Here is a 13,530-nt window from a genome sequence, read left to right on the forward strand (position 1 = left end):
GTCGCGTACAGGGACGGGGGCCGCCGTCACCGCATGGGCGGCGGCACCGTGTAGTTCGGGATCGACGGGTCCTTCGGGTCGAACGGCGTCGGCTTCCACGTCGGCAGCGGGGGCCGGTCGGGCGCCGGCGGCGGGTTCGGGCCGCGGTTCGGGTTCTGCGGGACGTCCGAGGGATCCGCCGGGGTCCGCTGCGGCGCGGGCCCGCCGGTGGCCGCAGGCTTCGGCTCCGCGGCCGGCGTGGAGGGCGGGGCGGACGGCTGCGCGCTCGCCGGCTCCGAGGGGGCGGGAGCCAGCGGGGCCGTCGACGACGCGGAGGCGGGAGCCGGCACCCCCGGCTTCGCCCCGGCCGGCTCGCCCGAGCAGCCGCCCAGCACCAGGGCGCCGACGAGCGGCACGATCACGACACCTGTGACCCTGCCCCTGGAACCCACATCCACCACCCGCCGTTCCCGCTTACAGTCCGTCCGTCCTCCGAGTCGGGTGATCGTAGCCCAGCGGGGCGCGCCGCATCCGGCCGCGCGCCCCCCGTCGCGCCACATCGTGTGGAAACGGCCCGGTTCGGGCACCCCGGAGTGACACCAGGGGCGACTCCAGCGCTGAAGGGCATGGGTCGCCCCACGGTGACCGCGTTCCCGCCAAGACTTCCGACACCCGTCGCCCGACCCCCAGAGGCCACGACGCATGCACCCAGCCCCCGCCCCGGACGAAGACACGATGGAGCTCTTCCTCGGTAATGTGGGCGCGGCCCACACGGCGCAGGGACCGCCGGACCCTCCCCTCGCCGCGGCCCCCGTTTTCGTGGACACCTCTGGGCGCAGGCAGCGTCGCGTGCGCCGATGGGGCTACCTGCTGGTGATACCGGCCGCCGCCTACGTCATCCTGCTCCTGAGCACGCTGATGGGCGGCCCCACCTTCCGATCGCCGTTCCTCCCCTCCGCCCAGGCCCCGCACAACCCGGCGCCCGGGGAGTCGGCCAAGGCCGGAACAGCGGGCCCGTCCCCCCGCGGCACGGCGAGCGGACGCCCCCGGGCCACTCCGGCCGCCTCGCTGCCCAGTGCACCCGCACCGGCCGCCACACCCGGGGCGGGCAGTACCGCACTCGTCACGGCACCGGGCCCGACGAAGGCCACCGACGGACCGGCGAACCCGGCTCAGCCGTCCCCCCATGGCCGAGGCCGCTTCAGCACGCCGCCCGGCCAGGGCGGCGGCAAGCCCACCGGTCGGCCCTGAGCCCGCAGCCCGGTACCGCCCACACCGCACGTGTCGCATTGTCCGACGCAGCAGTCAGGAAGCCCCACCCCCGTGTCGAAGAACCGTCGTCGCCGAGCGCAAGGCCGGCACACCCCCGTACGCAACGTCCCCCTGCGCACCCACTGGCTGTTGCTCACGACCCTCGTGCTCACGCTCTCGGCGGCGCTGCTCCTCGAGGGCTACACCCAGCACCTGTTCGACGACCGTCCCGACGGGGCTCCCCGGGGGCAGGCACCCGGAACGTCCGTGCCGGCCGCGATCGGCTCCGGTGGCCCGGTGATCGAGGGGGCGGCCGGCCGCACTGCCACCCCGGCGCCCCGCACCATCGCCCTGACCTTCGACGACGGGCCCGACCCCCTCTGGACCCCGAAGATCCTCGACGTGCTGCGCCGCAACGACGTGCGCGCGACCTTCTTCACCGTCGGTACCCGCGTCGCCGAGAACCCGGACCTGACCCGCCGGATCGTCGCCGAGGGCCACCAGATCGGCCTGCACAGCTTCACGCACACCGACCTCGGCACCGCGTCCGCCTGGCGCCGCTCCCTGGAGCTGCGCGAGACCCAGCTCGTCATCGCCGGGGCCACCGGGGTCACCACGCCCCTGCTGCGCCCGCCCTACTCCTCCACCAACAAAGCGCTCGGAGACGCAGACTGGAAGGCGGTCGTCCAGGCCGGGCAAGAGGGATACCTGACCGTCCTGACGACCCTGGACAGCCAGGACTGGCGGCGCCCCGGTGTCGAAGCGATCGTCGCCGGCGCCACCCCTGCGGATTCCGCCGGGCAGATCGTGCTGATGCACGACGCGGGCGGGGACCGCACGCAGACGGTCGCCGCGCTGGAACAGCTCGTACCGCGCCTGAAGGCCTCCGGCTGGAAGTTCGCCACAGTCGGGGACTCGGTCGCTCTTCCCGCCACCGTGCAGAACGCCGGCACCGCCGACCGGTGGCAGGGACTGGCTCTGATCACCGCGATGCGCACCAGCGGCTGGATCCTCGACGTGCTGTCGTGGCTGCTGTGGGCGGCCGGCGGGATCAGCCTGCTCCGCGCGGTCGCCGTGTTCGTCGCCGCCCGGCGGCACGTACGGATGCGACGGAGGCCGTGGGGCGCTCCGGTGACCGAGCCGGTGAGCGTGATCGTGCCCGCCTACAACGAGAGCGCCGGGATCGAGGCGGCTGTCCGTTCCCTGCTCGCGTCCGACCACCCCGTCGAGGTCATCGTGGTCGACGACGGCTCCACCGACGGCACGGCCGACATCGTGGAGGCGCTCCGGCTGCCCGGCGTACGGGTCATCCGGCAGCAGAACGCGGGCAAGCCGGCCGCCCTCAACACGGGGATAGCCGCGGCCTCCTGCAACCTGCTCGTCATGGTGGACGGCGACACCGTCTTCGAACCCGACGCGGTCCGCATGATCGTCCAGCCCTTCGCCCACCGCCGGGTGGGCGCGGTCTCCGGCAACGCCAAGGTGGTCAACCGGGGTGGTCTGCTCGGCCGCTGGCAGCACATCGAGTACGTCGTCGGGTTCAACCTCGACCGCCGTCTGTTCGACCTCGCCGAGTGCATGCCCACCGTCCCCGGTGCCGTCGGGGCGTTCCGACGCGAGGCCCTGCTCAGGGTCGGCGGCGTCAGCGACACCACCCTGGCCGAGGACACCGATCTGACCATGGCCCTGTGCCGGGACGGCTGGCGCGTGGTCTACGAGGAGCGGGCCACGGCGTGGACGGAAGCCCCGGCCTCGCTCGGCGCCCTGTGGAAGCAGCGCTACCGGTGGTGCTACGGCACCCTCCAGGCCATGTGGAAGCACCGCGGTGCCCTCGCCCAGCGAGGGCAGGCCGGCAAGCTCGGCAGACGGGGCCTGGTCTACCTCCTGATGTTCCAGGTCCTGCTGCCGCTGCTCGCGCCCATCGTGGACGTCTTCGCCGTCTACGGTCTGGTCTTCCTCGACCCGTTGCGCATCCTCGGCCTGTGGACGGCCTTCCTGCTGCTCCAAGTACTGATGGGCCTGTACGCCTTCCGTCTGGACGGCGAGCGCCCCGGACCGCTGTGGAGCCTGCCGCTCCAGCAGTTCGTCTACCGCCAGCTCATGTACCTGGTGGTCATCCAGTCGGTCTTCACCGCAGTCGCCGGCTCCCGCCTGCGCTGGCAGCGGATGGAGCGGTACGGCAGTCTCGAGGTGCCCGTCACCGCCGCCGCGCCCGCCGCCGAGCGGCCGTACGGGAGAGAGGCCCCGTCGGCCGCCGAGGCCTGGGCCGACCCCGGCGTCCCGTACGGGGGCTACGACAACGACCCCGGCTGGGCTTCCCACCCGACGGCGCCGGGCCCGCAGAACCACGTCTGGCCCTCCTCGCAGGGGCACCCGCATCCTTAGACCGTCACGGCGCGCCCTCGCTCGCCCGGGACAGGGCGAACACCCCCGCGCAGACCAGGGCCACGCCCAGCAGCTGGGGGAGCAGCCACCAGCCCGAGCGCAGGTGTTCCTCGTACAGGACCACCCCCAGCGCGATGCTGATGCTCGCGTCGCCGAGGGTCAGGGCGGGCTGCGAGGCCACCAGCGGCCCGCCCTGCATGGCGTGTTCGAGCAGCAGCAGGGCGCAGATGCCGCTCGCGCCGAAGGCGTACGTCTCCCAGGAGGTGAAGAACGCGCCGATGCCGTGCTCGTCGAGGACGTGCACGGAGGACTTCATCAGGGCGGCCGTGAGCGCGTAGCAGACGGCGGTGGCCGCGCCGAGGCAGCCGGCCCGCGAGCGGCCGGGCGGCCGTCGCAGGCCGGCGACGGCGAGGAGGGCGACGATCACCGCGCAGGCCGGCAGCGCCACCACCCACCGCTCGGTCGGCACGTCGGTGCGGTTGCCCGCAGGCGAGGCGGCCACCAGCGCGACCCCGAGCCCCGCCACCACCCCCGCCACGGCCAGCCACAGCGCCCCCGGCAGCCGCTGCCGGGTCAGCAGCGAGGCGATCAGCAGGGCGAGCGGCAGCTCCAGCACGAACAGCGGCTGTACGAGGGCCAGCGCACCCGTGGCCAGCGCCGCGGCCTGGCCGGCCCCGGCCGCGATCACGGCCAGGATGCCCGCCACCCACACGGGCCGGCGCAGCAGGTCCAGGACCAGGCCGAAGCGGAAGCCCTTGCTCTGCGGCACGGTCAGTGCCGCCCGGCGCTGGAGCACGGTGGCCAGCGCGTTGCTTAAGGCCGCGAACAGCGCGAAGAGGACCGGCAGGACGACGCCCATGCCCCGATCCTCACCGCGTCCGCCGCCCGTCCGTGCCACGACACCGGGCCGCGGGCGTCGCGGAGGCCGCATTCCCCCGTCCGGACCTGCCGGAGCGCCGCGTCAGGTGCGGTCGGCCGCCGCCCGGCGCAGGGCCAGTGCCGCGAGGGCCTCCGGGGCCCCGGACTGGCCGCGGATGCCGGGGAAGGCGTTGACGTCCACGATCAGCGGTGTCCCGCCGCCGGTGTCGATGATGTCCACCCCGTAGACGTCCAGCGCGAACGCCGATCCGACGCGGCGCACCAGATCGGCCCAGCCGGCGGGCAGTTCGTCCGGGGCCAGCGGGTGGGTGGGGCCGCGTCCGCCGGGGGAGAGCTCTGACCGGCGCAGGGCCGAGAAGACCTGGTCGCCGATGGCCCACAGTTTGTGGTCCCAGCCGTTGTTGGGCGCGTACTCCTGCACCACGACCGGCTCCTGCGGCCACTCCCGTGCCAACTCCCGCAGCCGCGCGGAGCCGTCGGCGCGGGCGACGAGGTCGCCGCGCCGGCTGAGCCGGCTCTTGACCACCACGGGAGCGGACGGCCGTGCCTCCCGCGCCCAGGCCCCCAGGACACCGACGGTACGGGTCGCGGCGAACGGCAGACCGGCCCGCAGCGCGAGCGCGGCCATCTGCGTGCGGTCCTGGCACAGCGCCGTGGCCGCCGCGGTGTTGACCACCGGCGCTCCCCGGCGCTCCAGGTCCCGCGCGAGTTCCAGCGCGTGCGGCGTCCGGGACTTCAGCAGGTACACATCGGCCAGGGGCAGGGGCGCCCCGTCCCCGAGAGCGACCGGATCGAGCGCCACCACCTCGTGCTCCGCAGTGAGCAGCGCGGTGGTGTCCGCCAGCAGCGGGTGCCCGGGTTCCGGGGTGATCAGGCCGATCCTCATACGGCGTCACCCGCCGCGGCGGGGATCTGCGCCGCGGCCTGGGCCGGGATCGACAGGGGCAGCGTGTACGGCAGCGTCACGGGCGCCGCCGGCGCCGCGCCGCCGGCCCGCGCCAGGTCCAGTACCGCGCGCGCCACCCGTGCCGCCGCGTCCGGCACCTGCCGGAAGCTCGGGAAGTCGTTGACGTCGACGACCACCGGCCCATCGGGTCCCAGCAGCACGTCCACCCCGTACAGGTCGAGGCCGTAGACCGTCCCCACCTGGGCGGCGATCGCCGCCACTTCCGCCGACAGCGGCACCCGGCGTTCGCGCACCGAGGGGTCGGGGTGCAGCGGGGAGCAGCGCTCGGTCGCGAACAGCTCGCCACCGACCGCGTACACCTTGATGTCCGTACCCGAATTGGGCACGTACGGCTGGGCGATGAGCATGCCCTCGCCCGCCAGCGCGGGCAGCAGGGCCTGCAGCCGCTCGGGCGAGGACACCAGGTGCACGGCCCGCCCGGAGCTGCCGTCGGAGGGCTTGACGACGAGCGGGTACTCGGCCGCGGGTATCTCCCCGAGCAACTCGGGGCGGGCGACGGCGTACGTGGGCGGCAGCGGGAGGCCGCGGCCGCGGCCGATGGCGGCGGCCAGCGCCTTGTCGCGTACGCCGCGGATCGACCGGGCGTCGTTGACGGTGGTCAGCCCGGCCGCGGCGGCGGCCTCGAGGAGGGTCAGTCCCGGGCCGCCCGAGACCGTCTTGAGCACCCAGGCGTCGTGGGCGCCCGTGTCCACGGCCTCGGTCATGCGCAACAGCGAGCCGCCGGGCCGCACGACGTCCACGCGGTGCCCCCACGCGGTCAGCTGTCCGATCACCTCGTTCGGCATCCCGTCGTGGCGGTAGTGCTCCTCCACCAGGAAGCAGAGCCTCATCGACCTTCCCCAAATTCCCGGACGTCCGCCGAATCCGCCCGGCGAGTTGTGACGTCACAGGATGTCATGGACCGCAATGTGATGATCGGTCCACCTGTGGGCTTCCGGCCCGCCCGGCCCTGGCGCACCGGCTCCCGGGCCGGGCGCAGCTGCCGGAAATCCGGGTGAATGATCGGACAAGCGGCTGCTAGGTTGATCACGTGCCGAAGCTGAATCAGATCATCGCAGTCGAAAAGGGCGTCAAGTCCAAGTCCCTCCAGGAGCTCACCCAGGCTCACCACGACGTGCAGAAGCCCGCCCTGCTGGCCGGCATCTCGCGGACGTACCAGCCCAAGGACGAGGAGGGCGAGCAGCTGCCGCCCGAGTCCACCCGGGTGCAGGTCAAGGCGGAGGACGTGCTGCGCGCGACGGCGGGGACGCTCACGCGGCTCTTCGACGTGACGGCCACCAAGGACTGGGCGAACCGCAGTGCGGCCGCGGACGTGGTCGTCGACGGCAACGTCCTGCTGGCCCAGGTGCCCGTCCCGTACCTGCTCTTCCTGGAGAAGCAGCTCACGGACCTGCACACCTTCGTGCGGAAGCTGCCGGTGCTGGACGCCTCCGAATCCTGGAACCTGGACCCGTCCACGGACTCCTGGAAGACGGACGCGGTGCGCACGATCCGTACCAAGAAGGTGCCGCGCAACCACGTCAAGGCCGAGGCCACCGAGAAGCACCCGGCCCAGGTCGAGGTGTACTACGAGGACGTGCCGGTCGGGTACTGGACGACCGTGAAGTTCTCCGGCGCGCTGCCCGCCCGGCGGGTCAACGAGCTGCTCGACCGCGTCGAGAAGCTCCAGCAGGCCGTCAAGTTCGCCCGCGAGGAGGCCAACAGCGCCGAGGTCACCGACCAGAGGGTCGGGGACGCGGTGTTCGGCTACCTGTTCAGGTAGCCCACACATACCCCTCCCGTATGTCTGCGGGAGGTGCGCGAGAGCGCAAGCTGAAACTGATGTTGAAGCTGAACAGGGGTGTCAGTTGGGGGTTCGAATCCCTCCCCCGGCATTTCGTGCCGGGGTGGCCCAAGCCGGTAGAGGCGGCCCCGTGAATCTCAGATTCTCGCTCCAGTCTCAGTATTCGCCGCCGAACACCGGATCGACCGAGCGTGGACGACCATCGATGGATGGGGGTTCAAGTCCCTCCTGCGCCTCTTCCGTGGCGCGGTAGTTCAAAGGCAGAACACGTCGATCTCAGAATGATCCGCGACTCTTAAACGTGCCGGTGTGCGCAATTGGGTGGCAAACAGGAGCCCGGGAGCTGGATATGCTCCCGGGCTCCGTCACGCCCGCCCGACGGTCATGCGGTCAGGCGGTCACACGGGGACGGACACGAAGGTCCTGCCGGCCTCGTTCTCGACCAGGACGGCCTTGACGTCGGCCCGGTCGACGGCTGCCGAACCGTCCAGCCCGGCGCCCTTGGCCTCGCCGTTCTCCTGGCTTCCCACGACCCAGCTGCCCGCGGTGGTGCGCTTGCCGTCCTTGGACACCACGATCAGCCGGCAGCGCTCGCCCGGCGGCACTCCCGTGACCGCCGCCCGCAACCGCACCCACTTGGTGGCCGGCGTCATCTGTACGGTCATCCGGGCACCCGTGCCCGCATCGGTCGCGGAGTGCAGCGTCGTGCCCTTGGGCGGGGGAGAGGGGTCCGCCGAAGCGGTCGGCGACGGGGGCACGGGCAGCGCGATGGGGTCCGGATCGCCTCCACCCAGCTGCGTACCGGCCCAGAACACGGCGGCCAGAGAGGCCGCCACCGCCAGTCCCGTGAGCCCCGCGCGACGGCGTGCCGCACCGGCCCGCTCGCCCCGCATCTGCCGCAGGGTGCGCTGGAGCAGCAGGTCACCGCCCTGCGGCGGTCCGTCGAGGAACGCCTCCTCGGGCACCTCGCCCAGTGCCGCCTCCATCTCGCGCAACGCGGCCACCTCCTCCCGGCACTGCACACATCCGCTCATGTGTCCCTCGACCCGGCGGACCTCCTCGTCGTCCAGGACGCCGAGCACGTACGGGCCGAGCAGTTCCTCCTCGTGCCGCTGCCGGTTCATGCCACCACCTCACGCAGTCCGGACGGCTGCTGGGGCGGCCTGCCCGATCTTGTTCCGTCTCTTGTTCCGCTCTCCCGGAAGCCGTCGTCCCTGAAGACGTCCCGCAGGGCCTTGAGCGCGTAGTGCGATCGCGACTTGACCGTTCCTGCCGGGATGCCGAGGGTGTCGGCGGCCTCCGCCACGCTCAGCTGCCGGTAGTACAACTCCTTGAGCACGTCCCGGTGTTCCGGGGACAGCCGGTCGAGTGCCCCCAGCACCGTCATGCTGTCCACCACGGAATCGGCGTGGTCTGCCTCCACCGGGGGAGCGGCCGACGAGCCGGAGACCTCCGGCGGCCGGGCGGCCCTGGCCCGGTAGCGGTCGGTGATGATGTTCCGGGCCACGGTGAGGAGCCAGCCGCGCACGGAGCCCTTTCCGTTGACCAGGACCTCGGAGTGCCGCCAGGCACGTATGAGGGTCTCCTGCACGACGTCCTCGGCGGAGGCACGGTCCCCGGTCAGCCGGGTGGCGTACGCGAGCAGGGCGTGGCCGTGCTCCTCGTACACCGACTTGATCAGTGCCTCATCGGTCGAGCCCCGCCGAGTGCGGGGCCACAGTGGTCCGGCCATCTCACCCTCTCCGTCTTCCTCGCTTGCGTGGTGCGGTCGGAACACGCCGGCGGAGCCGATACGGTTCATGTGACCTGCGTCACTCGGAGATCGGGATGCTCAAGTCCGGCAGGAACGGCCCCTGTTGAGGCAGTCGACGACCGCGGCCATCTGCGGTTCGGTCATCGCGTTCACGAACATCGCGTGGTCCGTCCTGGGACTGTGCCGCTGCTCGGGGAAGGAGTCGATCGCCACGGGCGCCCCCGCGGGGACCTCGTAGGCGAGGGAGAGGCGCAGTTCGGGCACGGGGAAGGTGTCGGTCGGGCAGACTCCGTTGCCCCCGGGGAACAGCAGGTGCGAGCGGTGCCCGGCGCTCGCGGTGTCGAGGCCGTTCCAGCAGCTCGGGAAGATCAGGGTGCGGGTGACGAGGTCGCCGTCGGGGCAGCGGGGGTAGAGGGTGGTGGAGCGGTCGGGCGAGCCGGAACAGCCCCAGCGGGCCCGGACGTGGGCGTCGCTGCCAGCGGTACGGGCGACGGCGTCGCCCGTCATCGCGCGCAGGAAGGGCGGCATCGCCACGACCTTGCTCACCGGATTGCCCCGGAACTCGACCTGCACCGACGTCTCGGGCACGATCGCCCCGGCGTTCCCGTGCCCGGCGGACGTCTCGTGGGGGCTCGTGCCCGGCCGGTCCAGGCGGCGCAGGACGGGCCAGTAGTACGTCGACCGGTCGCCGCCCGCGCAGCTCGTGGCGGCGGAAGCCAGCGAGGCGTCGCTCGACATGGCGTCCGTGGACAGGTTGCCCACGTAGGAGTGCGTGTGGTGGGCGCCGGCCCGCAGGCCGGGCGAGACCACCAGGTTGTCCTCGTTGTAGTGCCTCTGCTCGTTGCGGCCGCAGTCCACCGCCACCGACCCCGGCGAGCCGTCGCTCCGGTCGGCGGGCATGGCCGGAGCGACGGCAGGGGCAGGTGGAACATCGCGTATGTCCACGTAGTCGGACGGTGCCGGGGCGCCGGCCGCCACGCCCGCGTGCGGACCGGCGGCCCGGGTGGCGCCCAGCACCGCGGCGGCCAGCCCACCCCCCAGGACCAGGCAGATGACGAGAGTGAGCAGTCGGCGTTCTTTCCCCATGGCGGTCACGGTTACCGGTGGCGACCCCGTCGTCAACCTGGCAACCGCATGAGTGCCGCCGCGCCGCGTTCGTGGGTTCCGACAGAGCCGTCCGGTGACGTGTGGCGGTCCGCCCCGTCAGCCCCGGACCGGGCCCCGCAGGAAACGGTCGACGACGTCCTCGGCCTCCCGCGGGTGCTCCTCCAGCCACGTGCCGAGGTGCGCCCGGACGGCTTCGGCGACACAGGGGCGCACGGCGACGTTACCCAGCTTCAGGCGGGTGGAGTCCGCGGGCTCGATGCGGTCCAGCTTGACCGACACGACCGCCGTGAGGTCCGCTCCGACGCGGTCCGCGGTGACTTCGGGGTCGGCGGCCGTCAGCAGTCCCCGTTCGCGCGCGTACGCGTCGACGGCGGCCGCCACGCCCTCCCGCAATCCCGTCTCGTGGGTGCCGCCGTTGCTGGTGGCCAGGCTGTTGGCGAATCCCCGGACCCGTTCCCCATGGGTGCCGGACCAGGACAGGGCCACCTCCATGCTCCCCGCCATCCGCGGATCCTCCCGTTCGAAGGCGATGACATCGGCGGCGAGGTGCTCGCCCGCCAGGGCGTCGAGGAACGTGACGAACTCCCGGACACCGCCAGGGAACCGCAGGCGCGCCCGCTGCGGCCGGTCCGGGGACCGCTCGTCGGTCAGTACGAGGTCCAGCCCGGGGTTGAGGAAGGCCAGCTCCGTGAGGCGGGCCGCGAGCACGGCGTACGCGTACTCGACGGTGTCGAAGATCTCGGCGTCGGGCAGGAAGGTGATGGTCGTGCCGCTTCCGGTGGCCGGACCCGCGTCGCAGGGCGGGGCGAGCGCGACGCCCCGAGCGAACTCCTGGACCCGGCGCACCCCCTCGCGCCGCACCTCGGCCGTGAGCCGGCTCGACAGGGCGTTGGTGACGCCGGGCCCGCCGACCCAGGGCGCCATCAACACGGTGCTGCGGTCGTGGTGCTCCCGCGCCCCCGTGAACGGTCGGGTCAGCTGCGTCTCCAGACCGGGGCGGCCGGTGTCCGGGCAGTCCTCGAACGGCGTGCCGGGCCCGTCGTCGGTCACCCGCACGCCTCCGTCGGGCGTGAGGGTGACCTCGACACGGCCGCCGCGGCCGGACAGGCTCGCGTTCACCGCCCGGCCCACCTCGTCCAGGAGCATGTGGTGCAGGCCACGGACGCCGGTCGAGCCGACGTACATTCCGGGCCGTTTCCGGATCGCTTCCCGTCCCTCCAGCACCCTGATCCGTGCCGCGTCGTATCCGGTCGATTCCGCATTCATGAGGTCCCCCTCCGATGGTGTCCGACAGACCTCGCCAGGTTAGGTGAATCCATAGGAAACTCCAGGTCAGGACTGGTTTGGTGGGGCTCTGGGCGGGCGGGTGCGGGGCTGCCCGGCGGCGGTCGGCCGCAGGGGTGCGGACCGCGGCGCAATCGCGGCCGCGGGCTCGACGGGGCCGCGTACGCCCCCTTTCCGGGCGGCTCCCGGGTGCCGGATTCCGCAGGATGCGGCAGATGCCTCAGAACGGCCCGGAAGAGGGCGTGAACCCGGCCGAGACGTCGCCGACCAGCTCGGGGGGTCGACCGCGTTGACGTTCCCGGGCACGGGGACCTCGCTGACCGGCTCCCCGTGGCCGAGCTCCCGCACGATGCGCACCTGTTCCCGCAGCAGGCGGAGCTGTTCGTCGTAGGGCGGTTCGTTGGTCATGACGGTGTAGCTGCGGTCGTGGTGCACCTGCCGCCGGCCGCCGAGGTGCTCGACGACCGCGGAGTCCCCCGACGCGTCCTCCAGGGCCACGTGCACCGTGGCCGCGAAGCCCCGCATCCCCACGGGCACCATCCGGCAGGTGTCGAGCAGGTCCAGCGCCTCGGCCACCGTTGCGGCGCCGTCCAGCAGGTACTGGATCCACAGGGCGATCTGGAGACCCGGCCGGCCGGGGTCGCGGGGGCCGAGGTCGGTGCTGTCCAGGTACAGCATGTGTGCCGCGAGCCCGGCCTCGTTCAGGCCGTCGGCCGTCCCCGCGCCGTACACCGTCGTCACGATGCTGCCGAACCGACTCGTCCACAACAGCGGGTTGTCCCCGACCACGTCGGTGCCGCCCAGTTTCCCGCCGTCACGTTCGACGCCCCGGGGGGGGGGGGGGGGGAAGACGGTCAGGACCGGCTCCGTCGACTCGGGCCAGTCCATCGTCCGGCCGGCGAGAACGGCATGGCCGCCGGTGTTCCACAAGATGCGTGTGCACATGGGTGAATCCCTCTCCGAGCGAGCCGCACCCGCCGGCCCGTGGCCGCGGTGCGCACCTCTGGCGGTCCGCACGGCCGCCAAGCACCCGTGCCACCGACACCGACCCGGCAGGACTCCCACCCGCGCGGGGCGCCCGCCACCGGACGGGGCCGAAAGAACCTGATCGGCCGTCATCGGCCCGCCACCGCGGGGCCGGGATTGTCCGTGGAGCCGCTTGTCCGGCCCTACGGCGACCGGACACAGTGGGGCGCATGACACCAGCCGCTACAGCCGCCGAGCTCCTGCACGCATTCGCCCGCACCCGCGCCCGGCTCGACGGCGGCGAGGTCACCTACTGGTGGACCGGCGACGTCCACTCCTGGGCACCGGGCGAGCCCTACCGGCGGCTCTTCGGCTTCGAAGGGCTCAACGTCGCGCGCCTCGTGGCCGACGAGGAGAGCGGCGGCTACCAGCTGCTGTCCCGGGAGGCCGCGTTCTACCTGGACCCGGTCACCCGCGAGATCATGGAGACCTGGCAGGACAAGCCCGTGGTGCACGTCTGGAACGACCCGGCCAACCAGAAGTGGCGCCCCTTCCCGATCCCCGTGACCGAGCTGGGCGACCAGATCTGCTTCAGCCTGGAGATTCCGCTCGCCTACCCCTCGCCGCTGCCGGTCGAGGAGTACCCGGACCACTCCGCCGACGACACCTACCGGGCGCTGGAACTCTTCCAGTTCTTCGCACCCGCTACCGCCCTGACCACCGAGGCGGCGAGCGTCCCGGCGACGATGTCCTGGACCCGCATGTCCCCGTGGCTGCCGTGGATGGAACAGGGTGCCCGCCCCGGCGGCCTCACCTTCCACTGCCGGGGCCGCAAGCTCGACGCCTACACGCAGGTCCCCGAACGCACCCGCGCGTACATCGCCGACCACCATCCCGAGTTCGCCCACGCGCCGGAGAAATGGAGCGAACCGAACGAGACGAGCTGGACGTACTTCCGCAGGCTCTTCCCGCCGCACCGGGAGCAGTCCTGAGCACCACCCCCGCCCACCGGGCCGGCCCTCGGCCGCCGATGGCCGGAGCGCACCGGAAAAAGGCCTGATCACACCCCCTGCTGAGGGATCCCCGGGGGGAGTCGCAGGGGGCGGACAAGGGTTTTCCCCGTATCCAGTTCATCACCGCGTTGCCTACTGTCTGCCCACCGGCGATCTTCCCCAG

Annotated in this window: 13 protein-coding genes; 4 read left to right on the plus strand and 9 right to left on the minus strand. The window is 72.7% G+C overall.

The genetic code is table 11. The features are described from left to right. Positions 1-26 precede the first annotated feature (26 nt). Positions 27-401, minus strand: coding sequence for a hypothetical protein (locus E6U81_RS03640; protein WP_136228607.1), 375 nt, complete (start codon positions 399-401; stop codon positions 27-29). Between the two features lie 280 nt (positions 402-681). On the opposite strand from E6U81_RS03640, the gene E6U81_RS03645 reads away from it, so the two are divergent. Next, on the plus strand, positions 682-1,230 hold the full coding sequence (locus E6U81_RS03645) for a hypothetical protein (RefSeq protein WP_168714538.1): 549 nt from the start codon (positions 682-684) through the stop codon (positions 1,228-1,230). Between the two features lie 72 nt (positions 1,231-1,302). Next, complete coding sequence (locus E6U81_RS03650; RefSeq protein ID WP_240803608.1) at positions 1,303-3,615, plus strand: bifunctional polysaccharide deacetylase/glycosyltransferase family 2 protein; 2,313 nt, start codon at positions 1,303-1,305, stop codon at positions 3,613-3,615. A 4-nt stretch (positions 3,616-3,619) separates the two neighbouring features. Here the strand turns inward: E6U81_RS03650 and E6U81_RS03655 are convergent, their stop codons facing one another. From E6U81_RS03655 to E6U81_RS03665, 3 genes are all read right to left on the minus strand, one after another. Beyond that, a complete protein-coding gene (locus tag E6U81_RS03655; protein ID WP_136228609.1) occupies positions 3,620-4,474 on the minus strand; it encodes a DMT family transporter in 855 nt (284 codons plus the stop codon). A 102-nt stretch (positions 4,475-4,576) separates the two neighbouring features. Beyond that, positions 4,577-5,380, minus strand: a complete 804-nt coding sequence (locus E6U81_RS03660) for an alpha-L-glutamate ligase (RefSeq protein ID WP_136228610.1) — start codon at positions 5,378-5,380, stop codon at positions 4,577-4,579. Then, complete coding sequence (locus E6U81_RS03665) at positions 5,377-6,291, minus strand: hypothetical protein (protein WP_136228611.1); 915 nt, start codon at positions 6,289-6,291, stop codon at positions 5,377-5,379. The genes E6U81_RS03660 and E6U81_RS03665 overlap by 4 nt, the downstream gene beginning before the upstream one ends. A 200-nt stretch (positions 6,292-6,491) precedes the next feature. On the opposite strand from E6U81_RS03665, the gene E6U81_RS03670 reads away from it, so the two are divergent. Further along, positions 6,492-7,223, plus strand: coding sequence for a hypothetical protein (locus tag E6U81_RS03670; protein WP_136228612.1), 732 nt, complete (start codon positions 6,492-6,494; stop codon positions 7,221-7,223). A 419-nt stretch (positions 7,224-7,642) separates the two neighbouring features. Here the strand turns inward: E6U81_RS03670 and E6U81_RS03675 are convergent, their stop codons facing one another. The 5 genes from E6U81_RS03675 to E6U81_RS03695 form a co-directional block, all read right to left on the minus strand. Further along, positions 7,643-8,368 (minus strand): zf-HC2 domain-containing protein, encoded by a 726-nt coding sequence (locus E6U81_RS03675; protein ID WP_136228613.1) that lies wholly within the window; start codon positions 8,366-8,368, stop codon positions 7,643-7,645. Next, positions 8,365-8,976, minus strand: a complete 612-nt coding sequence (locus tag E6U81_RS03680; RefSeq protein WP_136228614.1) for a sigma-70 family RNA polymerase sigma factor — start codon at positions 8,974-8,976, stop codon at positions 8,365-8,367. The genes E6U81_RS03675 and E6U81_RS03680 overlap by 4 nt, the downstream gene beginning before the upstream one ends. A gap of 99 nt (positions 8,977-9,075) precedes the next feature. Next, on the minus strand, positions 9,076-10,083 hold the full coding sequence (locus tag E6U81_RS03685) for a DUF1996 domain-containing protein (protein WP_136228615.1): 1,008 nt from the start codon (positions 10,081-10,083) through the stop codon (positions 9,076-9,078). 117 nt (positions 10,084-10,200) lie between these two features. Further along, positions 10,201-11,370, minus strand: coding sequence for an ATP-binding protein (locus E6U81_RS03690; RefSeq protein WP_136228616.1), 1,170 nt, complete (start codon positions 11,368-11,370; stop codon positions 10,201-10,203). Between the two features lie 66 nt (positions 11,371-11,436). Beyond that, positions 11,437-12,333 (minus strand): linear amide C-N hydrolase, encoded by an 897-nt coding sequence (locus tag E6U81_RS03695; protein ID WP_136228617.1) that lies wholly within the window; start codon positions 12,331-12,333, stop codon positions 11,437-11,439. Positions 12,334-12,584: 251 nt separating this feature from the next. Between E6U81_RS03695 and E6U81_RS03700 the strand changes: the two genes are divergently transcribed. Next, the gene (locus E6U81_RS03700) at positions 12,585-13,346 is read left to right on the plus strand and encodes a DUF1838 family protein (RefSeq protein WP_136228618.1); all 762 of its coding nucleotides are present in this window, start codon (positions 12,585-12,587) and stop codon (positions 13,344-13,346) included. Positions 13,347-13,530 lie beyond the last annotated feature (184 nt).

This window comes from Streptomyces sp. A0592, from assembly GCF_004795115.1.
Taxonomy (GTDB): domain Bacteria; phylum Actinomycetota; class Actinomycetes; order Streptomycetales; family Streptomycetaceae; genus Streptomyces; species Streptomyces erythrochromogenes.